This window comes from Gluconacetobacter aggeris (assembly GCF_014174395.1).
Classification (GTDB): domain Bacteria; phylum Pseudomonadota; class Alphaproteobacteria; order Acetobacterales; family Acetobacteraceae; genus Gluconacetobacter; species Gluconacetobacter aggeris.
This window is the reverse complement of sequence record NZ_JABEQD010000020.1, coordinates 1-21,997: the sequence shown is the minus strand read 5'-3', so window position 1 is coordinate 21,997 and position 21,997 is coordinate 1. Positions and strand designations below refer to the sequence as shown.

Here is a 21,997-nt window from a genome sequence, read left to right as displayed (position 1 = left end):
GGGAAGCATCGCCAAGGTTGCAAGCCGGGCCCGAAACGCCGATCCTCCACCGCATGTGGACCGAACCCTATCTGGAAACCTGCTGCCGGTCGGCGCTGCACCGGCTGATGCTCAGCGGCGCGGCGGGGCGCCCGGCGGGGCTGAAAGACCAGCCCTGCCTGGAACGGCTGGCGCGCATGGGCCTGGCGACCCAGGACGCCGACGGCCGCTACCACCCGACCCCACAGGGCGCGGCCCGGCATGAATCGGAAATCCTGTCCCCCCCATGATGCGGCATGACGATCTGTGGCGCGCGCTGGATACGCTGGCTGCCGAACATGGCCTCACCCCGTCGGGGCTGGCCCGGGCGGCGGGGCTGGACCCCACCAGCTTCAACCCGTCGAAACGCACCACCCCCGCCGGCCGCCCCCGCTGGCCCGGCACCGAAAGCCTGGCGCGCGTGCTGGATATCACCGGCCTGAGCCTGGAGGCTTTCGCCCGTCTGGCAGGCGGCCAGCACCCGCTTGCCCCCACACCCCGCGCCAGCCGATCGCGCCTGCGCCTCTCCCCCTTCTCGCATCTCGGCCAGCCGGGCATGTTCGACGGCGCGGGCCTGCCCAGCGGCCGCCATTGGGACCAGTGGGACATGCCCGGCCCCGCCGAGGCCGACCTCTACGCCGTCACGCTGGATACCGCGTTGTTCGAGCCCGTATTCCGCGCCGGCACAATCCTGATGGTCTCGCCCGGCACCCCGGTCCGCCGGCATGACCGGGTGCTGGTCCTGCGGCCGGAAGGCGCCCTGTGCGCAGTGGCGGTCGACGCGCGGGCGGGCATCGGCTCCGCCCCCCTGCTGGCCCTGATCGGTGCGGCGGCAGGCGGCGGCCCGTTCGAGGCCTCCCCCGCCGATCACCTGCACCGTATCATGATGGCGTTTCTGTAGTGGGCGCAGGGGGCACCATAGCCGATTGATGCAGGTTATCCACCCGTGTGATCTTCGCGCCATGATCATGATGGACCCTGCTGATTTTATTAGCCTGCAAGGCCCCCAATACGCTTTGGTCGATATCGAAACTGTCCGCCACGGCCTGATGCCCGATGTCCTCGCGCCTTTTGCGCCGTTCCACGCTGAACCGTTTCTTATTGTACAGCGCCCAGCCGATCAGGATCGCCGCCAGAACGATCATGACGGCACCATAAAACAGCAGGCTACCGATGGTCTCGGAAACGCTGGCCTTGACCGGCGCATGGTCAACATTGAAGAAATTCAGAAAAAATCCGGAAGCAAGAAGAAAGACAAACCCGCCCCATGCGAAAATGGTTATCACTATATCGACGACAATATAAAATCTCGTTCTCTGCGTTTTGATGACTTTGTCGTTCATGATGGAATTTTCTTCCATATTCCCGTTCGAAACGGTCATCATCGTGCCTCCGTCCGGTCCGGGGATATCTGCGCGATCCCCCGATCCGGACTGTCCCAGCGCGCGCGCCGTCCCTGGCTTTTCAGCATGGTCTTCGGAAAGCTCACCAGGGTCGTGAACAGGCTGAGCATCCAATAGACCATCGGATACCAGACGACCCAGAAAAGCGAGGAGGCGATATTCTTCTCATAAGAGCGTTCGATCAGAAGGCTGACCGAAAATTGTACAAGGCAGGCGACACTCAGAAGCAGGCCGGTAAAGGCCGGCGGGAACAGCGTGTCGATATAGATGCTTTTCGGGAGCGGAAAAAACAGGCCATAGAAATACAGCACGACGCTGAACGCGAACAGGAACGCCCAGATCGTCGAAAGGAAGAACTCGACCAGCAACATCCACATGCGCCGGTTGCGCCAGCGCCAGATCGTGAACATGTTTTTCAGGAACACTTCCGCGCCGCCCTGGGCCCAGCGCAGGCGCTGCTTCCACAAGCCCCGCAATGTCTCCGGCATCAGGATCCAGCACAGCGCGCGCGGTTCATAGAAAACGCCCCAGTGATACAACTGCAGCTTCCAGCTGATATCGATGTCCTCGGTGATCATGTCGGGGCTCCAGTATCCGACATCGGCCAGCGCGGTGCGGCGGAAGGCGGCAACGACCCCCGATACCGTGAACACATGACCGTAGACACGCTGCGCGCGCTTGATCAGGCCGATAATGGACGAGAATTCCCCGACCTGGAGCCGCCCGATCAATGTCGAGCGCGTGCGGATGCGCGGATTGCCCGTGACGGCGCCGACGCGCGGCAGGTCCAATAATGGTGCGACCAGATAGGCGGCCGCATCCTTGTCCAGCAATGCGTCGCCATCGATGCAGACCAGAAAGTCGCTGCGCGCCACCGCCGCCCCCATGCGCAGGGCAACTGCCTTCCCCTGGTTTTCGGCCAGTTGGATGACCCGAAGCTTTGGATAATCATGAGCGATCTGTTGCAGGATCTCGCCGGTCTCATCCTTCGACCCATCATTGATCGCGATGACTTCGATATATTGGTATCTCTGATGGATCGCCGCCTCGATCGTCTCGCGAACGTTCGGCCCTTCGTTGTAGCAGGGGATGAGTATCGAAATTAATGGATTGCCTTTCAGGTCCGGCGGCCGGCGTTCCGCGCCCCTGTTCCAGTGCCGTTCCTTGGTGAACCAGAAGAACACCCCGCCGGTGATCCAGATTCCGGACATGAACAGCGGCCAATAGAAGAGGAATTTAAGCGCCACCTCTCCCGACAGAACCCAAACGGCCCCTAACGGCAGGCTCAGGACGATGCAGAGCACGATGACGGCAATGAGACGATCGATCATCGGAGCGGATACCAGCGATTGGAAAAGACCGGCCTCACGGCCTCCAGGGACGGACGACCTTCTATGAAATCATCCGGATAATATCCGTAATTTCCGGCACCCAGACCTTGCAGCCTCTTCATCCATTCGACCAGCGTCCCGTCCGCGACCGGCTTCGCCGGGTGCCTTCTCCAATCCTCGGTCTGCAACTCGATAATGGCGTGTGCCAGACCGTCCTTATTGGATCGTATGGTCTCGACAAGCCCGGTCAGCCATGACAGGTCCTTCCCGGCCGGCACGTCTTCCATCAGGGGCATGGCCATGGGCACCGTCCAGTCATACGTACCCAGGAAATCCTTCAGATTCTGCGCGTACCATTCCTCGCTGTCGGGCTGCAGAACCGGTTCGGCATAGATATTGCGCGCGGATTCCACCTGCGGTCCGCGGATTGCACGGACATGCTGCAGCAGCGTCATGGTAAAACCCGTCAGAGCCTGGCTCTTGAACCGCGTCCAGAGCCGCATATAAGCCGGGTTCCCGCGAATCTCGCCGATGGACGGGGGCAGTCCCTGGCTCTCATAGGCTTTCAGGGCATCGGGCGACGCATCTTCGAAATCCGACAGCAGGGCGTCATCATGAAACAGGATGCCGCTGAAGACCGCGTGGCCTGCGAGGTCTTCATACAGACCGATGATCCTTTTTCTTACGTCCTCATTGAAAAAGGACAGGCGCCGATATTGCTGGGGGTTGATCTCCCCCTGTCCCGTATGCGGATTCCAGGCCAGGACGTGGGGCAGGTCCGGCGCGTCGAATGCCAGGACCGGCATCCAGGCATAGACCCGTGCACCGCCCCGGGTCTGCAACTGCCAGGCGACCCTGTTGAACAGGTCCGCCCGGACGGGCAGCCAGCGATTGGGAAAATAGACGGACTTGATGTTCCCATCCCCCGCGGGGTCGGCAAAAGCCTGCAGGAAGACATAATTGGCATGCAGGTCGGCCACGCGCTGGATCAGCAGATCGACATTGCGCGACATCTGCTTCGGATCGGAATCGTAGACATAATCCAGGTCCACCTGCACCATGCGAACGAACGGCTTCTCCTGAACCCCCGATACGCTCTGTGCGAACTCCCGCAAGGACGGATTGCCGGCGATCAGAAAGCGCGGAATATTGTCGTTGCGGTTGATGTCGGCCAGCCCGTCATCGAGCGTCATCGCCATCTGATAGCCATGCCGCCTGGCCACCGCGAGCGTGACGCCGCTGGCCGCGCCGTACGGCCATACCCACACGCGCGGCTTCTTTCCCGTCGCCTGGATGATGCGCTGCGTGATCAGGCCGACATCCTTGTCGACGCGCGCCTCGAACGCGCCGGCGGTCTCGTACCGCCCGGTCCTGGCATCATAGGTTCTGTTGACGTTGAAGGGTTCGGTATTGCCCTGCGGGTTGGCCAACATGCCCTTATGCTCGGCATAGGTATGCGCGCCGATCTCGACCAGGCCGGATTGCGACATCTCGCGTATTTCCTGCCAGTTCAGGAACTGCTCGCGCGGCGAGAGCAGGCCGCCGAAATCCACCTTCTTGCCGGCCGGCGTATCCATCCATTCACCGACGGGCGCAAGCAGCGCCGGCCAGTGATACGCCTTCAGCAGGGGGAACACCCTCTTATAAAATCCGGCATATCCATCGTCGAATGTCAGGACGACGGCCTTCTCCGGCAGTTCCTTCCTGCCCTGCTGCACGGCAATAAGATCGTCGATGCCGATGATATTGTATCCGTTGTCCTTCAGCCACGCGAACTGCTCGACCAGGGCGCTGGTCCGGACTGCCAGAAAGCGCTGATCCGCGCCTCCATCCTCGATATCATGATAGGCAAGCACCAGATATTTGCCCTTGGGCCAAGGCTTGTCCGTGATCGGCCCCGGCCGCCCGGCCGGCGCGAGGAAATCCGGTGCCGCACGCGCGGGGCCGGCTCCGAATGCCAGAACGGCAAGCAACAGGACGGCCCGAGAGACCAGACAGGAACCCATGACGTCAGAACCTGTAATTAAGATTGAACGAGATCGCCAGATTCCTTTGCCTTTCCCCGTCATAGGGGCGCTTGTCCCAGATCACGGTCGCACCGAATGCCAGCGTGTCGTCAAACTGGAAATTCTGGCCATAACTGAAACTGGTGATGGCCTTGGTGGGATAGCCCCGTTCCACATAGACACCTTCTCCAATTTCGAAGGTCTGGCTCCACTGCATCTCGTAGCGGCGATAGAGGATTTCCTCCGCCGTGATGGCCGGCAGGATCGCCAGATCCTGATGAGGATTATAATAGAACGTGTTGCGCGCCGTATTGTGGCTGGAGCTAATGCTGGGCGTGAAGTCCAGGAGCCAGCGTGCCGAACTGAAAATCCTCTGCTGGGCCAGAAGATTATATTCCTGTCGGTTGTTGCCGTCGGAAAAGCGGCTGTCGGCGAAATCAAGCCGCACCTGGCGCTTCTCGTTCTCGCGCCACAGCACATAGAGCGCGCCCGTGCTGCCCGTAACGTTGTTGCGTAGTGCCCTCAGGGGAACATGCGCGCCCAGCCGTTCCAGGCTGCCGCCCAGGCGCCAATGGTCGTCGAAATCATGCCAGCCCGACAGCACGCCGCCGAATGCGTTGCCATGGCCGTAAGCATGATGATCGCCTTCCAGCGAGATCCAGTTGTTACGGTTTCTGTATTCGACACCCAGGATCTGGACGCGGTCGGTGCCGGTCCCCTCCTCGAAATGACTGTTATTGTAACCGACACCGGCGAAGACGCGCCAGTTATAGTGAAGAGGCATGCTGTACAGCAGCGTCCGCAGATCGAAATCATGGGCACCGGTCACCGGACTGTTGGAACTGATGCCCTTGTCCCCCTCGATATCCAGTTCCATCATCTCATGGACGCTCAGCGCCCTGGCCAGACGCCGCACGGTCTCGTTCTCCGGCTCCCGTCCGACGACATCGCGGGTCAGAAGCGTGGCATTTCGCCAGTCCTGAAGGTCCAGGGCATCGACCCCCTGCTGGGACTCCAGGCCGATATTGCTGGGATCGAGATATTCCGCACGCTTGAGAATATCCTCGGCCTTTCTGGGCCAGCCGCGCTCGGTATAGACATCCGCCAGATCCACCGCGAGTTCCTGGTTGGTCGATGCCGTGCCTGCCAGATGCTCGGCGAGGCTCTGCGCACGCGACAGCCGATTCTCGTTCTGCTGAAGGGTGACGCGCATCTGCTGCACGTCCAGCCATTGATCATTGTCCTGCCGCGTCGGCAACCCGTAGATAGCCGTCTGGTATGGTACGGATTTCTCAAGCACTGCGACGAGCGCCTTCGCCTCGCGCAATTGGCGGGATTCGACCAGGGCCGTGAAATAGAGATTCACGGCCTCGCGGTCGGACAGGTCGATGATCTGCTTCCAGATCGCGGCAGCCTTTACCGGCTGGCGCAGATAGAGATAGGCCGTGGCCGCCCAGTTCCGCGCATAGGCGGGCAGAGGTCCCACCACCTGGAGCGCCTCATATTCGTCCGTCAGTTCGCGCATCCGATAGCGCGCCAGCAGGGCACCCAGGCGGTCGACCCTCGCGACGCGCAGATCCGCTTTCGCAGCCGGATCTTTTCCGTAGCGTCGCAGAAGATCCTGATAATAGGCCAATGTACGATCGGCCAATACGAACCGGTTCTTTTCCGTCGGAGGAGGAATCAGGCCGATCCGCACATATTCCGCCCCCTGGGCCAGTTCGATCTGCCGCTGCCGCGCGCTGCCCAGCGGCAAATGCGCGGCGACGACCAGCTCGCCCGCGACGATCCTGTTCTCGGCATTGGCATCAAGGTAGGCAAAGCCCACTTCCCTGCTGCGCGGGTCCAGGCTGTAGGCCCTGGTCGCGGACTGCCAGGCATCCTCCCGCTGGCCGGCGGCATCCTGAATATAGGACAGGGTCAGATACGCACGGGCGGAACCGGACCGCCGTGCGAAATCCGCGCCTTGGGCCAGAGCCTCCTTGAAGGAACGGGCATCCGCCAGGGTCATGAGATACTGGCTGCGCACCCCCTCGTCGGAAGAATGGTCGGCCCCCGCCTGACGAAAGAGCGCCAGGGCTTGCTGCCATTGCTTCAGGTTGCGATAGGCCCTGGCAACGACCAGCTTCGTATGATCGGGCAATGACGGCCCCTCTGCCCGGCGCCACAGCGCGACGATGTCGCCGTCATGCCCGGCCCAGGCGCTGATCTCGATCCAGTCGGCAATTTCACGTTCGCTGAGCGGGCGCTGCTCCTGCGCATCGCGCAGCCAGTTCAATATCGGTTGATAATCGCCATTGCGGGCCTTGATCACCAGGGTGTCGTAGAGCCCTGCCTGCGCGGCAAACGCGGACAGGCTGCCCCGGAAAAAGGAATAGATAAAAACAAAGAAGAAAATCCTGTTCCGATTCCCCTTCCACCGCCCGTTATAAGATAATCCGCAAGCCATGACGTAGAGATCTATCCACTTATTACAGAATCAGAATGAACATCCAATACGCGAGAAACGGTCGCGGATATGCCGATATTTTTTTAAAATACAGACATACGAACCATGAAACAAGTCCATTCAGAAGTAAATAGTGACATGACCGATCGCGATGCACAAAATGACACGAAATAATGAGCGCTACGGTACTATATTTTACACTCCGCTTTCATAAGCGCTCACCCGGACATTCACGACTTCGATAGTCTACAGAGACTGACCGACAGCAAGCCCCAAATATCGTCCTATGACCGCCCCGAACCGTCAATTCCCAATTGGGTCTTGACATATTTTTCATAAAAAGATCAAAACGACATACGAGGCACGCGCATCCCGTTCACTCCACGGTCACGGACTTTGCCAGGTTGCGGGGCTGGTCGACATCCGTCCCCTTGAGCACAGCCACTTCATACGCCAGCATCTGCATCGGAATGGCGTGCAGGATCGGAGCCACGAAGCCATGCACCCGCGGCAGGACGACGACCCGTTCGGCCATCGCGGACATACGGCCCGCCCCTTCCGTGTCCGTGAAGACCAGAAGGCGCCCACCGCGTGCCTTGGCCTCCTGTAGATTGGACGATGTCTTGTCGAAAAGCGGGCCGGAAGGCACGGCGGCGACGATTGGCACATTGCCGTCGATCAGGGAGATCGGGCCGTGCTTCATTTCACCCGCGGCATAAGCCTCGGCATGAATATAGGAAATCTCCTTCAGCTTGAGCGCCCCCTCCATCGCCACGGGGACCATGCTGCCACGGCCGAGGTACAGAACGTCCCGCGCCTCGGCGACGACCCGTGCCATCTGGCGAATGGCATCGCCTTGGCCGAACACGTCTGCGACGCGACTGGGGAGGTCCAGCAGGGCTGCGACCAGTTCTTCTTCGTCCGAAGCCTTCAATGTTCCGCGCGCCCGAGCGGTCGCGACGGTCAGGCAGGCCAGGACCGTCAGTTGCGCGGTAAAGGCCTTGGTTGACGCCACGGAAATCTCGGGCCCCGCAACGGTACCCAGCACGAGGTCACTCTCACGCGCCATGGTGCTGTGTTCCACATTCAGGACCGACAGAATGTGAACGGCCCGTTCGCGCAAGCCGCGCAGGGCCGCCAGAGTATCGGCCGTCTCACCCGATTGCGAGATCAGAAGACCGAGCGAGCCGGACACAAGGGGCGGATTTCTATAACGCATCTCGCTGGCGACATCGATATCGACAGGCAGGCGCGCAATGTCTTCCAGCCAGTACCGGCCAACCATGCCGGCATAGAATGCGGAGCCGCACGCCGTTATAATGGCACGCGGCACGCGCGCGAGGTCGAAAGGCAGATCCGGCAGCACGATCCTGCGCGTCGATGGGTCCACCATCCGCTGCAACGTCTGCCCGATCACCTGCGGATGCTCGTGGAGTTCTTTTTCCATGTAGTGGCGGTAGCCATCCTTGCCGACGGAATCGACCGTCAGGGCCGTAATCTGCGCGATACGCTCTACCGGCGTGCCGTCGAACGTCATGAACTCCGCACCCCGCGCGGTCATCACCACGCAATCGCCATTGCGCATGTAGACGATACGGCGGGTCAGCGGAGCCAATGCCAGCGCGTCGGAACCGAGGAACATGTCACCCTCACCGAAACCAACGGCCAGCGGTGCGTTGTGGCATGCGCCGATCATCAGCCCTTCATGGTCCGCGAAAATCAAGGCGACGGCAAACGCACCCTCCAGGCGCTTCAGTGCCTGGAGGGCGGCGTCCCTCGGCGCAAGACCCCGCCGCAGGTGATAATCCACCAGCAGGGCAATGGTCTCGCTGTCCGTTTCCGTTTCGAAAACCTGGCCGGCACTCTCCAATTCATGCCGAAGGGTTTCGAAATTTTCGATAATGCCATTATGCACGATGGCGACGCGCGGCGTCGCATGCGGGTGCGCATTACAGACGGATGGGGCGCCATGGGTCGCCCAGCGCGTATGGCCGATGCCGGTTCGGCCGGGCAGAGGCTCCCGCTCCAGCAGCGCCGCCAGATTATCCAGCTTGCCCGCGGCCCGGCGCCGCCCGATGCCGCCATCGACCACCGTGGCGATGCCGGCGGAATCATACCCCCGGTATTCCAGCCGCCGCAGGCCCTCCAGAATAACGGACTGCACCTGGCGTGATCCCACAACGCCGCATATTCCACACATCGGTCATTTCCTTCTTCGCGTTCACGGCACCTTTGAATCGTCCGCCCAGTCCGATCCCGGTGGCCCGGCGCGCTCCATGAGCCGGGACTACGGGCGGCGCACCATCCGCAACGGCGCCGCCAGGCCGGAGACGGCCAGGAATGTCAGGCCTGGGATGGAACGGGCCGCAATTCTGGGACGATTACCTGTACAAACTTCCTGCCAACGAGAATGGCGAAGCCGACCCCCGACCATAAACCCCATTTGGGACTTGACTCATTCTTAATAAAATAATAACGATGTCTTTATTTCATAAATGCAACAGAAGCAAGCATGAACCCTAAAGAATTGAATAGAGTTCTTTCGCAATTATATGAATCTGCTTCCTTTCCGCAGCAATGGACGAACGCTCTTTCGGAACTTTCGCGCCTTCTTAATTATGAAAGTATTGCTGTCGTTCCAATGGCAATAGTCAATAATCAAGATCAGATTTTATCGTCCGTCAAAAATAAAATCTCCGATAAGGAATATGTTGAGTATTATCAATACGTATACCCAAAAAACAGATTGAATTCCCCACAAAATAGAAGAAATATCATTATAAGGGATACAGATATATTATCTGATTACGAAATTAAGAATTCTGAGTATTATGTTGATTTTTTGAACAGATATGGATGTAGCAGCACAGAACGGTGCTATATTTCTCTCGATGGAAACGAATACGCCATAGCCGGCCAGATCGGCCTTCATTACAAAAGAAAGAACGACGACGGCATCGATATTTCGTTTATTTCAAATCACGTCAAGAATTGTCTTACCTTATCCGATAAATTCAGATCTTTGACGTCCATCAACTCAACAATGGAAATGGTTTACAACAAAATAAATATCGGAATATGCATTCTCGATTCAAAAAATAGGGTTATATTTATAAACAAATTCCTTGAAAACTTGAAGGACAGCTTCTTCTTTATCAGAGAAGGCTCCATCCATTTCAACATAAAGTCGAATCATCGGGAATGGGAGAAAATCATTACCCTTTCCTCTGATACGGGCGTCGCCTTTTTCAGCAGTCCCAACGAGGGGAAGATGCTTGCAAGATTGATCACACTGCCCGATGTGATGGTCGATTCCCTGGGAATGAATGATAAATGTAAAACCGTCTTCTTTTACGGTTTCAACGGTTCTCACGGTCATGTACGGGACATTTTACGTGCCATGGGGCTTTCTCCCGCAGAGGCCAGTCTGGCTCAGATACTTGGTCAGACGACATCCCTTAAAGACAGTGCCAATATTCTCAACATATCGTACGAAAGCGCGAGAACGTCGATAAAGACCATATTTTCTAAATTGAATATAAACAGTCAAAATGAATTGATGTCCATCATCACAAAAATATCCATAACAAATTAGAGCCTGACCGGAAATGTGCGCTGGTGAGCGAGAGCGGCCCAGAAGGCCGCGCCCGGCGTGGGTTTCCGAGCATCGGAGCGGAGCGGCCTTGATGGAAGTGAGCACCGAAGCGCAGGAAACGCGCACAGGACGCGCCGCCAGCGCGCATTTACGGTCAGGCTTTCAGGGGAGCGACGCCAGCGTGGAGATTCCCTCGGTCACCGGCACGGCTTCCATCAGCACCACGCGCGCGCGGAATCCCCTCTCGCGCCCCGGCACCGGGGATGCGATCTCCAGCCGCGCCTCCATCTGTCCGGCAATGCTGGCGGCGATGGCCAGCCCCAGCCCGCTTCCGTCGGCGGCACTCCCCCCGCGCACGAAGGGCTCGGTCAAACCCGGCAGGATCGCGGCCGGCAGCGGCGCACAATCATTGACGATATCCACCACCCCGCCCCGCGAGAGCGTGACGGCGATCACGGCATCCTGCGTGCCGTGATGGGCCGCGTTCTCGATCAGGTTGCGGAACAGGATGCCCGCCGCGTCGATATCCCCACGCGCGAACAGCGCCTCCATCCCGTCGCAATCCACCGTCACGACAGGAAAGGCGGGCGGCATGTCGGCAAATTCCTCCGCCAGGATCTGCAACACCGCAATCAGGTCGAACCGGTCATCTCCCATCGCGGCACCCGACGACGCGCGCGACAATTGCAGCAGCTTCTCCGTCATCCGGCCCAGCCGGCGGATCTGCCCGATCATGGCGGCCACCCGCCCCGGCGCCTCGGGCTCATGCAATTGCTCGCGCAGCATCTGCGCCTGCGCCAGCAGCGCACCGATCGGGTTGCGCAGTTCATGCGCCGCATTGGCCGCAAAGGCCCGCTCGGTCGAGAGCGCCTTCTTCAGCCGGTCCAGCAGCATGTTGACCGCCATATGGATCGCCGACAGTTCCTCCGGCAAATCCAGCGCCGGGATGGGGGCCAGATTGCCGCCGCCACGGGCACGGATCTCCGCCTGCAACGATGTCAGCGGCTGCAGCGCCCGCCGCACCACCCAGCGCACCAGCAGCCACACGGCCGGCAGGAACAGGATCATCGGCAGGATCGAAATCAGCGTCGCCCGCCGCACCGCCTCCCGCCGATGGAAGGTCGGCTCGCCCACCAGAATATAATGCCCGCCATCCGAGGCCTTGACGACATAGACGCGAAAACGCGGCCGGTCATAAAATCCCCCGCGCAACACCGGCACAAAAGCCTCGGTCGGCGCATTCTGCGACCGCAGCAGCAATTGCCCGTCCGGGGTCGCGATCTGATAGGCCAGCGTGCGCGGCCCAACCTCCGGCAGCAGCGCGACCATGCCCCCGGCGGGGCGCACGGCATGGGCGGCAATCACGAATTCCAGCCGCTCGGCCACTTCCTGCAACGAATTATCCAGCCGCTCCGTCACCTCGTAGCGCGTAAAACCCGCCACCAGCACGCTCAACAGCGCCAGACAACCCAATACCACCACCAGCACCCCGGCCATGATGCGCGTGGCCAGGCTCCATCCTCCGCCATCGCGCCTCATGCCCCGCCCTCCCGCGCCAGCCGGTAGCCCCGCCCGCGCACGGTCAGGATCAGCCCGGCCCCCACCTTCTTGCGCACACGGCTGATAAAGACCTCGATCGCATTGCTCTCGATCTCCTCTCCCAGCCCATAGAGCGCATCCTCGATCTGCTCGCGCGAGCACAGCGCCCCCGCCCGCCGCGCCAGCAATTCGATCACCGCCCATTCGCGCGCCGTCAGGTCCACATCCTGCCCATCACGGGACAGGCTGCGCCGCCCCAGGTCGATCTCCACCCCGCCCAGCACCAGCCGGTTGCTGGCAAGCGCCCCATAGCGGCGCGAGACCGCGTCGATCCGGGCCAGCAATTCATCGAAATCATAGGGTTTGACGATGTAATCGTCCGCGCCGTCCGACAGGCCGGCAATACGGTCGCTGATCTGGTCCTGCGCGGTGGCGATCATCACCGCCATCGCCGACCCGCCCCGGCGGATCTCCCGCAGCAGGTCGCGCCCGCTGCCATCCGGCAATCCCAGATCCAGCAGCAGGAAATCATAGGCAATGGCCGCCAGGGCCGCGCGCGCATCGGCCAGCGTGGTAAACCAGTCGGCGGCATGCCCGGCGCGGCGCAGCCGCTCCTGCACCGCCGACCCCAACGGCCTTTCATCCTCGACGACCAGGATCCGCACGGTTTCCCTTTCTGGCACTAAGGTCGGGCAGCCTACCTCTTTTTCCGCTCCCGCATCACCCGCGCATAAAGCGAGGGCAGCACCAGCAGCGTCAGCACGGTAGACGACACCAGCCCGCCGATCACCACCGTCGCCAGCGGCCGCTCCACCTCCGCCCCGGCGCTGGTCGAAAACGCCATGGGGAAGAAGCCCAGGCTGGCGACCAGGGCGGTCGCCATCACGGGCCGGAAACGCTGTTCCGCCGCCTCGAACGCCGCGCGCGCCACCTCCAGCCCCGTGCCGCGCAGATGCTGGATATAGCTGACCAGCACCACACCGTTCAGGATCGCGACACCGAACAGCGCGATGAAGCCGATCCCGGCCGAAATGCTGAACGGCAGCCCCCGCGCCGCCAGCGCCAGAATCCCCCCCGTCGCCGCCATCGGCAGGTTGACGAACACCAGCGCCGCCGGCGCGACCGACCCCAGCGCCAGCACCAGCAGCACGAAGATCAGCGCCAGCGCGATCGGCACCACGATCTCCAGCCGCGCCATGGCCGATTGCAGGTTGCGGAACTGCCCTTCCCAATTCATCCGATAGCCGGGCGGCAGATGCACCCGCGCCGCCACCGCCGCCTGCGCCGCCGCGACGTAGGAACTCAAATCCCGCCCGCGCACATTGGCCTGCACGATCAGCCGGCGCTGGATGCGGTCGCGGCTGATGCGCGGCGGCCCGTCCACCACCGACACGCGCGCCACCTGCGACAGCAGCACCGACCCGGCCCCATCGGCCCGGCGCACGCGCAGGCCCGCGATCTGCCCGACCGAGGCCACCTGAGCGGCGGCAAAACGGATCTGCGTGTTCACCACCGCATCATCCATGATCACGGGCCGGCCGATATGCCCCCCCACCGCCTCGACCGTGTCGAGGATATCGGCCATCGCCACATTCAGCCGCGCCGCGCGCGCGCGATCGACATCGACATGGATGAAGGGCAGCGTGCCATCGCCCTGCGGCGCCACATCGGCCGCCCCCTTCACGCTGCTCAGCGCCGCCGCCACCTGGTCGCCCAGCCGCGACAGCGTCGCCAGGTCGGGGCCGTAGATCGACACCGCGATCTGCGTCCGCACGCCCGAAAGCAGATCGTCCATCCGCATCTCGACCGGCTGGCTCCACGAGAACTGCGCCTCCGGCAGCCGGTCGCGCAGGGCACGGTCATAGGCGCCGACCAGCCCTTCCTGCGTGCGCGCGGTCCGCCAGGCCGACGGGTCCTTCAGAAAGACGAACGTGTCGGTCTCGTTCACGCCCATCGGATCGGTCGGAATCGCCGAGGTCCCGGTATTGCTGACCACGGTGGCGATGTCGGGAAAGCCTTTCAGGATCTGCTCTTCCTTGCGCACCGACTCCAGCACCGTCGGCAGCGAGGCACTGGGCAGGCGCGTCGTGGTCACCACCAGCGCCCCCTCGCCCAGTTGCGGGATGAACTCCCCCCCCAGCCGCATGGCCAGCATGACCGAGACCAGGAACACCGCGATCGTGCCGCCGAACAGCATGCCGGGATGGCTCTCCCCCCACCGCACCGCCGGCCCGTAGCGGCGGCGCAGCATCGCCACCAGCCATGTGTCGCCATGCCCCCGGCTGCCCCGCATCGCCAGCGCCGCGATCACCGGCACGCAGAACACGCAATAGGCCAGCGAGGCCAGCAGCGCCATGATGACGGTCTGCGCCATCGGGCGGAACATCTTCCCCTCGATCCCCTGCAAGGTCAGGATCGGCAGATACACCATCACGATCACCAGAATGGCGAAGGTGACCGGCCGCAGCACCTGGGTCGTCGCCGACACCACCTGCGTCCGCAGGTCGGTCGCCCGATCGGTCTCGCGCATGGCCAGCAGATGCTCGACCACCACCAGCGAACTGTCGACGATCATCCCGAAATCGATCGCCCCCAGACTGAGCAGGTTGGCCGAAATGCCGAACTGCCGCATCCCCGTCATGGCGCAGACCAGCGCAAAGGGAATGACCGAGGCAATCACCAGCGACGCCCGCCAGTCGCCGATCACCACCACCAGCACGCCCACCACCAGCACCGCACCCATCAGCAGATTGTCGCGCACGGTGGCGATGGTACGGTTGGTCAGGTCCGACCGGCTGTAATACGGCTCCAGCGTTACGCCCGAAGGCAGCCCGCGCCCGATACCCGGCAGCGCCGCGCGAATGGCGGCCAGCGTGGCGTCCGAACTCGCCCCCTGGCGCATCATCACCACGCCGATCACGATCTCGCCCTGCCCGTCGCGCGTCACCGCACCCAGCCGGGTGCGCGGACCCATCGACACCGCCCCCACATCGCGCAGGCGGATCGCGGTGCCGTCTTCATTGCTGCGCACCGGCAGCGCGCCGAAATCGTCCAGGGTGCGGATCAGCCCGCGCCCCACCACGATCTGCTGCTCGGCATGATGCTCGATCCAGCCGCCGCCCGAGGCCGCATTGTTGCCGTCCACGGCGCGATACACGTCCCCCACCGAAACGCCGTACGCATTCAGCCGCGCCTGGTCCAGCGCCACCTGAAACGTCTCCTCGGCCCCGCCATTGACGTTCACGTCCACCACGCCCGGCACCAGCTTCAGTTGCGGCACCACGCTCCAGCTCATCAGCCGGTTCAGCTCCATCAGCGAGCGACCCGCGCCATGGATCTGGATCTGCATGATCTCGCCCATGCCGGTGGCCAGCGGGCCCATATTGATCGACAGGCCCGGCACCGCGATCAGCCCGCGCGCCTGCTGGATGCGCTCATTGACGCGGGTGCGGTCCAGGTCGATGTCGGTATCGTCGTCGAACTGCACATAAACAACCGACACGCCGGACCGCGAGACCGAGCGCAGATCGTTCATCCCCGGAATCCCGGCCATGCTGGCCTCGACGGGAAAGGTGATCAGCCGCTCGACCTCCTCGGTGGCGAGGCCAGGGGCGACGACCGAAACCAGCACCTGCCGGGGCGAAATGTCGGGCACGGCTTCCACCGGCAGACCGATCACCGCCGCCATCCCAACCAGCATGATCGCGAGTGCCGCCCCCAGGACGACGAAGCGGTTCGCCTGGAGCAGGATCAGAAGGGCACGCATGGTCAGTCGTCCCCGCCCATCCCGGCCAGCAGGATCATGGATTTCAGGGCAAAGCTGCCATGGACGGCCACCGCCTGCCCCGCCGACAGGCCCGAGACGATGACCGCGCTGTCTCCATTATCGATCCCGACCGTCACCGGCACCGGCCGGTAGCTGTCGGCCCCGTTCCGCACGAACACCACATCGCGGCCGGCAATCTGCTGCACCGCCTCGGACGGAACCACGATGCCGCTCTTTGTCTCGGCGGTTTCCAGCGCCACATCCAGCATCATGCCAGGGCGCAGCGCACCGTCCGGATTGGGCACGCTGCTGATGACGCGCACCAGCCCGGTGGCGGGCGCGGCCACGCCGCTGATGCTGCTGATGCGGCTTTCGATCCGCCGCCCGTTCAGCAGCGCGGTCTGCCGCCCGCCCACCACCAGCCGGGCGGCATCCTGCGGCGCAATGTCGGACACGATCCAGACCGACGACAGGTCGATCAGGGTCGCGGCAACCTGCCCGGCCTCGATATCCCCATCGGACGACACACCCATCTCCTGGACCATGCCATCAATCGGGGCCAGCAGCGACGATGTCTCGTCCCCGCCGGTGCCGATGCGCTCGCTGATCGAGTTGAACTCCTCCTCGAAGCGATGCGTCATGGTCCCGACATCGGCCTGCCGCGCGGCCACGGTGCTGCGCGCCTCCTGCAGCACGGCCAGCCGGCGCCGCACTTCCCCCTGCGAGACGGTGGTGCCGGCCAGGTCCCGCGCGCGCTTCCACGCCGCCTCGGCCTCAGCCTCCGCCGCCAGGGCGCTGGCCAGGGCGGCCTGCATCTGCACCGATTGCAGCCGCGCGACATGCAGCGAATGGTCCAGATAATCGATCAGCACACTCTTGCGCGTCACATGCTGCCCGGCCATGACATGCACCCGCAGCACCTTGCCCGCACCGACCGGCCGCACCCGCACGATCCGCGTCTCGTCCGGCATCACGCTGGCCAGCACCGGCAGCATCCGCGACAGGCTGCCCGGCCGGGCCACACCGTCGACCACCCCCTCGGCCTGCCGCGCCTCGGCCCCGATCGTCACCGGCTCCAGCCCCGCCGGCGCCTCGGCCCGGACGGCGGGCACCCGGATCAGGCCGGCCAGGGCAGCCGCCAGCCCGATTGCCGCACGCAGGCGCCTCATGGCGTCATACCGGTGGCGATGGCAGCGCGCAGAATGGCCGCATGCCAACCGATTTCGGCGGAATTCAGCGCCAGAATGGCGTTATAGGCGGCCAGCCGCGCCCGCAATGCCTCGATCAGCGTCGTTTCCCCCACCTGCCAGGAATGTTCCATCTCGTCGGCCCGCCGGTTCAGCGCGGTGGCCGAGGCCCGCGCGCCCTCCAGCGTCGTCCGCGCCGCATCCAGCCGGGCCCGCACCTGCGCCAGCTCCACCCGCACCATGCGCCGCGCCTGCACTTCCTGGCTGCCGGCCGCGGCCAGCCGGTTGCGGGCCTCGGCCATCATCGGCACGTTCCGCGCCTCGCTGGGCAGCGGGACCGAGATCTGGACCCCCACCCGATTGTCCCATGGGCTGCCATACGACCCTTCATGGATCGCGCCGACCCCGATTTCCGGATTGGGCATGAAGGACGCCCGGGCCAGCCGCACCCCCTCGCGCGCTGCCGCCACATCGCGGGTGGCGGCCCGCACGCGCGGGTCGTTATCCTCGACCGCCTGGGGCATATCCAGGCGCGTCCGCGCCAGCAGGCGATCGTCATAGGACAGGATGTCCGGCAGCCCCGGCCGCCCCAGCAGCGTCTCCAGCGCCGCGCCGGTGGTCGCGACCTGCTCGCGCGCCAGCCCGGCCTCGTTCCGCGCGGCCGCCAGCTCGGCATCCGCCGCCTGCCGGTCGGCAGCGGCCGCCTCGCCCTGATGTTCGGCCCGCCCCACGGCGGCGGCAACCCGCTGCATCGCCTGCACCAGCGACAGCGCCACCGTCTGCCGCCGCTGGGCGATCACCCGCGCTCCGGTCGCCTCCAGCACGCGCACGGCCACCGCCATGTGCTCGACATTCAGCTTTTCCTGGATGGTGGCGGATTCGGCCTGCGCCACACGCTGCGTCGCCGTCCCCTGCCCGGGCAGCCACAGCGGCACCGACACCGTGCCCTCATAGGTCGTGTAACCGATATTGGTGCCGATGAAATGGTCGTCGAAATACTGGGCCGACACCACGGGGCCGCCGGGAAACCAGGATTTCGCGGCATCGGCCCGCGCATCGGCCGACTGGCCGTTGGTCGTCAGCTCCGTCCGCACCGGATCGACCGCCCACGCGGCCGTGACGGCATCGCGAAAGGACAGGTCCGCCGCACGCGCGCGACCGGCGGTCGCCCCCCCGGCCAGACCCACCCCCACGATCACGGCCAGAATGGCACCCAGGCCCGGCTTTTCGGCATCGTGCCGCCGCGACAAGCCCCCTGGCATCCATCCATCCCCGCACTCCGGATGGCCCGATGCCACCCCTGTCGAAAGCGCGCTCTAACACATCAAGCTGACAGGACCCTGAACGAGGACACCGGGCGCCGGGCCCACGGGAGAATTTACGCGCGACCCGCTGACTTTCGCGGGGTTTTGGCCTATGTCTGCGCCCATGACCGACACACCGCTCTCGCTGATCCGCAATTTCTCGATCATCGCGCATATCGACCACGGCAAGTCGACGCTGGCCGACCGGCTGATTCAGGCCTGCGGCGCGCTGACGGCGCGCGAAATGACCAACCAGGTCCTGGACAATATGGAGCTGGAGCGCGAGCGCGGCATCACCATCAAGGCGCAGACGGTGCGCCTGACCTACCCGGCCAAGGACGGCAAGACCTACGTCCTGAACCTCATGGACACACCGGGCCATGTCGATTTCGCCTACGAGGTCAGCCGCTCGCTGGCAGCCTGCGAAGGCTCGCTGCTGGTGGTCGACGCCTCGCAGGGCGTGGAGGCGCAGACGCTCGCCAACGTCTATCAGGCCATCGACGCCCATCACGAGATCGTGCCGGTCCTGAACAAGGTGGACCTCCCCGCCGCCGAGCCCGAGCGCGTCCGCGCGCAGATCGAGGAAGTGATCGGCATCCCGGCCGACGACGCGGTCCAGATCTCCGCCAAGACCGGCCTGAACATCGAGGGCGTGCTGGAAGCCCTGGTCACGCGCCTGCCCCCGCCGACCGGCGACGACACCAAGCCGCTGCAGGCGCTGCTGGTCGATAGCTGGTACGACCCCTATCTGGGCGTGATCATCCTGGTCCGCGTCAAGGAAGGCCGGCTGAAGCGCGGCATGCGCATCCGCATGATGTCCAACAACGCGGTCTACAATGTCGACCAGGTCGGCGTCTTCGCCCCGCGCATGGTCCCGGTCGAGGATCTGGGCCCGGGCGAGATGGGCTACATCAACGCCGCGATCAAGACGGTGGCCGACTGCAATGTCGGCGACACGCTGACCGACGACCGCCGCCCGGCCGAAACCGCGCTGGCGGGCTTCAAACCGTCGATCCCGGTGGTGTGGTGCGGCCTGTATCCCGTCGATGCCGACGATTTCGAGAAACTGCGCGACAGCCTGTCCAAGCTGCGGCTGAACGACGCCTCGTTCCATTACGAGGCCGAGACCTCGGCCGCGCTGGGCTTCGGCTTCCGCTGCGGCTTCCTCGGCCTGCTGCACCTGGAAATCATCCAGGAGCGCCTGAGCCGCGAATTCAACCTGGACCTGATCGCGACCGCGCCCTCGGTGGTCTACCGCCTCTACCGCACGAACGGCGAGATGGAGGAACTGCACAACCCCGCCGACATGCCCGACGGCTCGGTGATCGAACGGATGGAAGAGCCCTGGATCGTCGCCACCATCATGGTGCCCGACGAGTATCTGGGCGCGGTGCTGACATTGTGCAGCGAGCGGCGCGGCGTGCAGAAGGACCTCACCTATGTCGGCAACCGGGCGATGGCGGTCTACCGCCTGCCGCTGAACGAGGTGGTGTTCGATTTCTACGACCGGCTGAAATCGGTGTCGCGCGGCTATGCCAGCTTCGATTACCAGATGGACGGCTATGAAGAGAGCGACCTGGTGCGGATCTCGATCCTGGTCAACCTGGAGCCGGTGGACGCGCTATCCTTCGTCGCCCACCGCTCGGCGGCCGAAAGCCGCGGGCGGTCGATCTGCGCGAAGCTGAAGGAACTGATCCCCCGCCAGCTCTTCAAGATCGCGATCCAGGCCGCGATCGGCAGCCGCGTGATCGCGCGCGAGACGATCGGCGCGATGTCCAAGGACGTGACGGCCAAATGCTATGGCGGCGACATCTCGCGCAAGCGCAAGCTGCTGGAAAAGCAGAAGGAAGGCAAGAAGCGCATGCGCCAGTTCGGCAAGGTCGAAATCCCCCAGAGCGCCTTCCTGGCCGCCCTGAAGATGGACCACTGACCCTCACCACCCCAACCCGCGCCGGCCCCAAATCCGGCGCACCTTTCCCCCTTGCGCCGGCCGGAATTGTTGCTATGTTCCCGCCCCATACCGACGGGCCTGCCACACCGGCAGCCCCGCCAGTGCGCCGGAGAGATGGCCGAGCGGCTTAAGGCGCACGCTTGGAAAGCGTGTGTACGTTAATAGCGTACCGTGGGTTCGAATCCCACTCTCTCCGCCAGCCGACCGAATATCAGACAATAAAATCAGCCGCTTATCGAAAGCGGCTTAATGCTTACCCCTCTTGCTATCCCTCTTAGAAACCGCGCTACCTCTGATACAGAGTGGAGCAGTGGGGCACAGATCACGCGGACCCAGCTTGTCCGGTCCCTCGCGCGCGGAGCATTGCGCGGCCGGTGACGGCGAGGGCGACTTCATTGACGATGGCGGCGCTGATCTGCTCAAGCGGAAGCCCTTGTCCAAGCATGGTCGCCAAACCGTCGCGGGCTTTTTCTCTCAGCAGATTCATGAACTCGACCTCGTTATGGCCACCGACAGCGGCAATCTCCGCAATGTGCTTGCCGACGCTATAATTGGGGCTTCCGGGCTGGCCCGACATGGCCGCACACAATTCTTCCATGGTGCTGGCGTCACGAACTGCATTATCCTGCTCATATGACATGGTTCGGTGGTATCCTCTTTGTTGCGTGGGTAATCTGGTGGGTGCGTGGTTCGATCTGGCCCGCGACGATGGTGCCGCTGGCATGCACGATGTTTGAATGGGCGTCCTACACTGACTTTGGGGACAGACCGCACTTTGACCCGCCCGAATTCCTGGCACTTCTCACGATCTTCTCGATATGCGCCTTCATCCCCCACCTTCTCGCCCGGCGGCGCGCCCGGCAGATCGAGCGCACCTTGCACGGCGTCAGTTTCCTCGCCCGTAGGGATTGAGAAGGCGGTTATCCAGATAATCCAATGTCTTGTCTCGCGTGGCTGCCGCACGGGCTATCGCTCGCTTTGAGGCCGCTTCAGAGAACATTTTCGCTGCACCTCCTGCCAGCAGGCCTCCGTCAAAGCCACCCGTCAGAAGGCCGCCGAGGCCAACGCCGGCAGACCCGGCCACTTTTGCGGCCGCCCCTTGGGCCATGTCGAGAAGCTTGCTGTTCGTGAACATGTTGACGCTGGTGTCCGACCCGCGGGCCTTCCCCAGATCGATGCGTGATGCCAAGCGCATGTCGTCGCGCAGGGTCTCCAGCGCCTTCAACTGTTCATCAGTCACGCTGTCGGCCTCGCGGTAGCCAGGCTTCCCCTTCTCGCGCCGGATCGCCTTCAGCAGCGTGTCGAGTTGGCCCAGGCGCACGTTGCCCTGCGTGTCGGTCAGATTGCGCGATTGCAGGAACCGCATGGCGTCGATCGGCCGAGACATCTGTTCATAAAGAGCAGAATAATTCTTGAAGCCCGGCGCGCCCTTTTCAATCGTGTCGACG

Annotated in this window: 16 protein-coding genes and 1 tRNA gene; 5 read left to right on the top strand and 12 right to left on the bottom strand. The window is 63.2% G+C overall.

The annotated features are described in order from the left end of the window. Nucleotides 1-53: 53 nt before the first annotated feature. Together HLH36_RS18205 and HLH36_RS18200 are read left to right on the top strand one after the other, a co-directional pair. Nucleotides 54-269, top strand: a complete 216-nt coding sequence (locus tag HLH36_RS18205; RefSeq protein WP_182987723.1) for a hypothetical protein — start codon at nucleotides 54-56, stop codon at nucleotides 267-269. Beyond that, nucleotides 266-919: a helix-turn-helix transcriptional regulator gene (locus tag HLH36_RS18200; protein ID WP_182987706.1), complete on the top strand. Its 654-nt coding sequence runs from the start codon at nucleotides 266-268 to the stop codon at nucleotides 917-919. The genes HLH36_RS18205 and HLH36_RS18200 overlap by 4 nt, the downstream gene beginning before the upstream one ends. Here the strand turns inward: HLH36_RS18200 and pgaD are convergent. The 5 genes from pgaD to glmS all read right to left on the bottom strand — a co-directional run bounded on the left by pgaD (nucleotide 900) and on the right by glmS (nucleotide 9,407). Continuing rightward, nucleotides 900-1,403: a poly-beta-1,6-N-acetyl-D-glucosamine biosynthesis protein PgaD gene (gene pgaD / locus HLH36_RS18195; RefSeq protein WP_182987705.1), complete on the bottom strand. Its 504-nt coding sequence runs from the start codon at nucleotides 1,401-1,403 to the stop codon at nucleotides 900-902. The two genes, HLH36_RS18200 and pgaD, sit on opposite strands and share 20 nt — an antisense overlap. After that, the gene (gene pgaC / locus HLH36_RS18190; protein WP_182987704.1) at nucleotides 1,400-2,752 is read right to left on the bottom strand and encodes a poly-beta-1,6-N-acetyl-D-glucosamine synthase; all 1,353 of its coding nucleotides are present in this window, start codon (nucleotides 2,750-2,752) and stop codon (nucleotides 1,400-1,402) included. Before pgaC ends, pgaD begins: the two co-directional genes overlap by 4 nt. After that, a complete protein-coding gene (gene pgaB / locus HLH36_RS18185; protein WP_182987703.1) occupies nucleotides 2,749-4,758 on the bottom strand; it encodes a poly-beta-1,6-N-acetyl-D-glucosamine N-deacetylase PgaB in 2,010 nt (669 codons plus the stop codon). Before pgaB ends, pgaC begins: the two co-directional genes overlap by 4 nt. A 4-nt stretch (nucleotides 4,759-4,762) precedes the next feature. Further along, nucleotides 4,763-7,207, bottom strand: coding sequence for a poly-beta-1,6 N-acetyl-D-glucosamine export porin PgaA (pgaA, locus tag HLH36_RS18180; protein WP_182987702.1), 2,445 nt, complete (start codon nucleotides 7,205-7,207; stop codon nucleotides 4,763-4,765). 376 nt (nucleotides 7,208-7,583) lie between these two features. Further along, nucleotides 7,584-9,407 carry a glutamine--fructose-6-phosphate transaminase (isomerizing) gene (gene glmS / locus HLH36_RS18175; RefSeq protein ID WP_182987701.1) on the bottom strand — a complete coding sequence of 608 codons (1,824 nt, stop codon included), beginning with the start codon at nucleotides 9,405-9,407 and terminating at the stop codon, nucleotides 7,584-7,586. A 312-nt stretch (nucleotides 9,408-9,719) separates the two neighbouring features. On the opposite strand from glmS, the gene HLH36_RS18170 reads away from it, so the two are divergent. After that, entirely contained in the window at nucleotides 9,720-10,802 is a 1,083-nt protein-coding gene (locus HLH36_RS18170; protein ID WP_182987700.1) for a helix-turn-helix transcriptional regulator, read from the top strand. Nucleotides 10,803-10,964: 162 nt separating this feature from the next. On the opposite strand, the gene HLH36_RS18165 is transcribed toward HLH36_RS18170, so the two are convergent. From HLH36_RS18165 to HLH36_RS18145, 5 genes are read right to left on the bottom strand one after another with little or no spacing between them, the layout of a single operon-like run. Next, a complete protein-coding gene (locus HLH36_RS18165) occupies nucleotides 10,965-12,341 on the bottom strand; it encodes a sensor histidine kinase (RefSeq protein ID WP_182987699.1) in 1,377 nt (458 codons plus the stop codon). Beyond that, nucleotides 12,338-13,006 carry a response regulator gene (locus HLH36_RS18160; protein ID WP_182987698.1) on the bottom strand — a complete coding sequence of 223 codons (669 nt, stop codon included), beginning with the start codon at nucleotides 13,004-13,006 and terminating at the stop codon, nucleotides 12,338-12,340. Before HLH36_RS18160 ends, HLH36_RS18165 begins: the two co-directional genes overlap by 4 nt. 32 nt (nucleotides 13,007-13,038) lie before the next feature. Next, on the bottom strand, nucleotides 13,039-16,107 hold the full coding sequence (locus tag HLH36_RS18155; RefSeq protein WP_182987697.1) for an efflux RND transporter permease subunit: 3,069 nt from the start codon (nucleotides 16,105-16,107) through the stop codon (nucleotides 13,039-13,041). A gap of 2 nt (nucleotides 16,108-16,109) precedes the next feature. Continuing rightward, the gene (locus HLH36_RS18150; protein ID WP_182987696.1) at nucleotides 16,110-17,276 is read right to left on the bottom strand and encodes an efflux RND transporter periplasmic adaptor subunit; all 1,167 of its coding nucleotides are present in this window, start codon (nucleotides 17,274-17,276) and stop codon (nucleotides 16,110-16,112) included. Next, nucleotides 17,273-18,556, bottom strand: coding sequence for a TolC family protein (locus HLH36_RS18145; RefSeq protein ID WP_182987695.1), 1,284 nt, complete (start codon nucleotides 18,554-18,556; stop codon nucleotides 17,273-17,275). Before HLH36_RS18145 ends, HLH36_RS18150 begins: the two co-directional genes overlap by 4 nt. Before the next feature lie 166 nt (nucleotides 18,557-18,722). Between HLH36_RS18145 and lepA the strand changes: the two genes are divergently transcribed. Together lepA and HLH36_RS18135 are read left to right on the top strand one after the other, a co-directional pair. Continuing rightward, nucleotides 18,723-20,528: a translation elongation factor 4 gene (gene lepA, locus HLH36_RS18140; protein WP_182987694.1), complete on the top strand. Its 1,806-nt coding sequence runs from the start codon at nucleotides 18,723-18,725 to the stop codon at nucleotides 20,526-20,528. A gap of 129 nt (nucleotides 20,529-20,657) precedes the next feature. Beyond that, a tRNA-Ser gene (locus HLH36_RS18135) sits at nucleotides 20,658-20,748 on the top strand. Nucleotides 20,749-20,871: 123 nt separating this feature from the next. Here the strand turns inward: HLH36_RS18135 and HLH36_RS18130 are convergent. Together HLH36_RS18130 and HLH36_RS18125 are read right to left on the bottom strand one after the other, a co-directional pair. Then, the gene (locus HLH36_RS18130; protein ID WP_182987693.1) at nucleotides 20,872-21,189 is read right to left on the bottom strand and encodes a hypothetical protein; all 318 of its coding nucleotides are present in this window, start codon (nucleotides 21,187-21,189) and stop codon (nucleotides 20,872-20,874) included. A gap of 246 nt (nucleotides 21,190-21,435) precedes the next feature. Next, on the bottom strand, nucleotides 21,436-21,997 hold a 562-nt coding region (locus HLH36_RS18125), incomplete at its 5' end, for a hypothetical protein (protein ID WP_182987692.1).

What these genes read in the sequence shown, in the direction of transcription:
- pgaD (WP_182987705.1), bottom strand. Translation starts at nt 1,403, where the DNA reads ATGATGACCGTTTCGAACGGGAATATGGAAGAAAATTCCATCATGAAC.
- HLH36_RS18200 (WP_182987706.1), top strand. Translation starts at nt 266, where the DNA reads ATGATGCGGCATGACGATCTGTGGCGCGCGCTGGATACGCTGGCTGCC.
- glmS (WP_182987701.1), bottom strand. Translation starts at nt 9,407, where the DNA reads ATGTGTGGAATATGCGGCGTTGTGGGATCACGCCAGGTGCAGTCCGTT.
- HLH36_RS18150 (WP_182987696.1), bottom strand. Translation starts at nt 17,276, where the DNA reads ATGAGGCGCCTGCGTGCGGCAATCGGGCTGGCGGCTGCCCTGGCCGGC.
- HLH36_RS18170 (WP_182987700.1), top strand. Translation starts at nt 9,720, where the DNA reads ATGAACCCTAAAGAATTGAATAGAGTTCTTTCGCAATTATATGAATCT.
- lepA (WP_182987694.1), top strand. Translation starts at nt 18,723, where the DNA reads ATGACCGACACACCGCTCTCGCTGATCCGCAATTTCTCGATCATCGCG.
- HLH36_RS18155 (WP_182987697.1), bottom strand. Translation starts at nt 16,107, where the DNA reads ATGCGTGCCCTTCTGATCCTGCTCCAGGCGAACCGCTTCGTCGTCCTG.
- HLH36_RS18130 (WP_182987693.1), bottom strand. Translation starts at nt 21,189, where the DNA reads ATGTCATATGAGCAGGATAATGCAGTTCGTGACGCCAGCACCATGGAA.
- HLH36_RS18205 (WP_182987723.1), top strand. Translation starts at nt 54, where the DNA reads ATGTGGACCGAACCCTATCTGGAAACCTGCTGCCGGTCGGCGCTGCAC.
- HLH36_RS18165 (WP_182987699.1), bottom strand. Translation starts at nt 12,341, where the DNA reads ATGAGGCGCGATGGCGGAGGATGGAGCCTGGCCACGCGCATCATGGCC.
- HLH36_RS18145 (WP_182987695.1), bottom strand. Translation starts at nt 18,556, where the DNA reads ATGCCAGGGGGCTTGTCGCGGCGGCACGATGCCGAAAAGCCGGGCCTG.
- pgaB (WP_182987703.1), bottom strand. Translation starts at nt 4,758, where the DNA reads ATGGGTTCCTGTCTGGTCTCTCGGGCCGTCCTGTTGCTTGCCGTTCTG.
- pgaC (WP_182987704.1), bottom strand. Translation starts at nt 2,752, where the DNA reads ATGATCGATCGTCTCATTGCCGTCATCGTGCTCTGCATCGTCCTGAGC.
- pgaA (WP_182987702.1), bottom strand. Translation starts at nt 7,207, where the DNA reads ATGGCTTGCGGATTATCTTATAACGGGCGGTGGAAGGGGAATCGGAAC.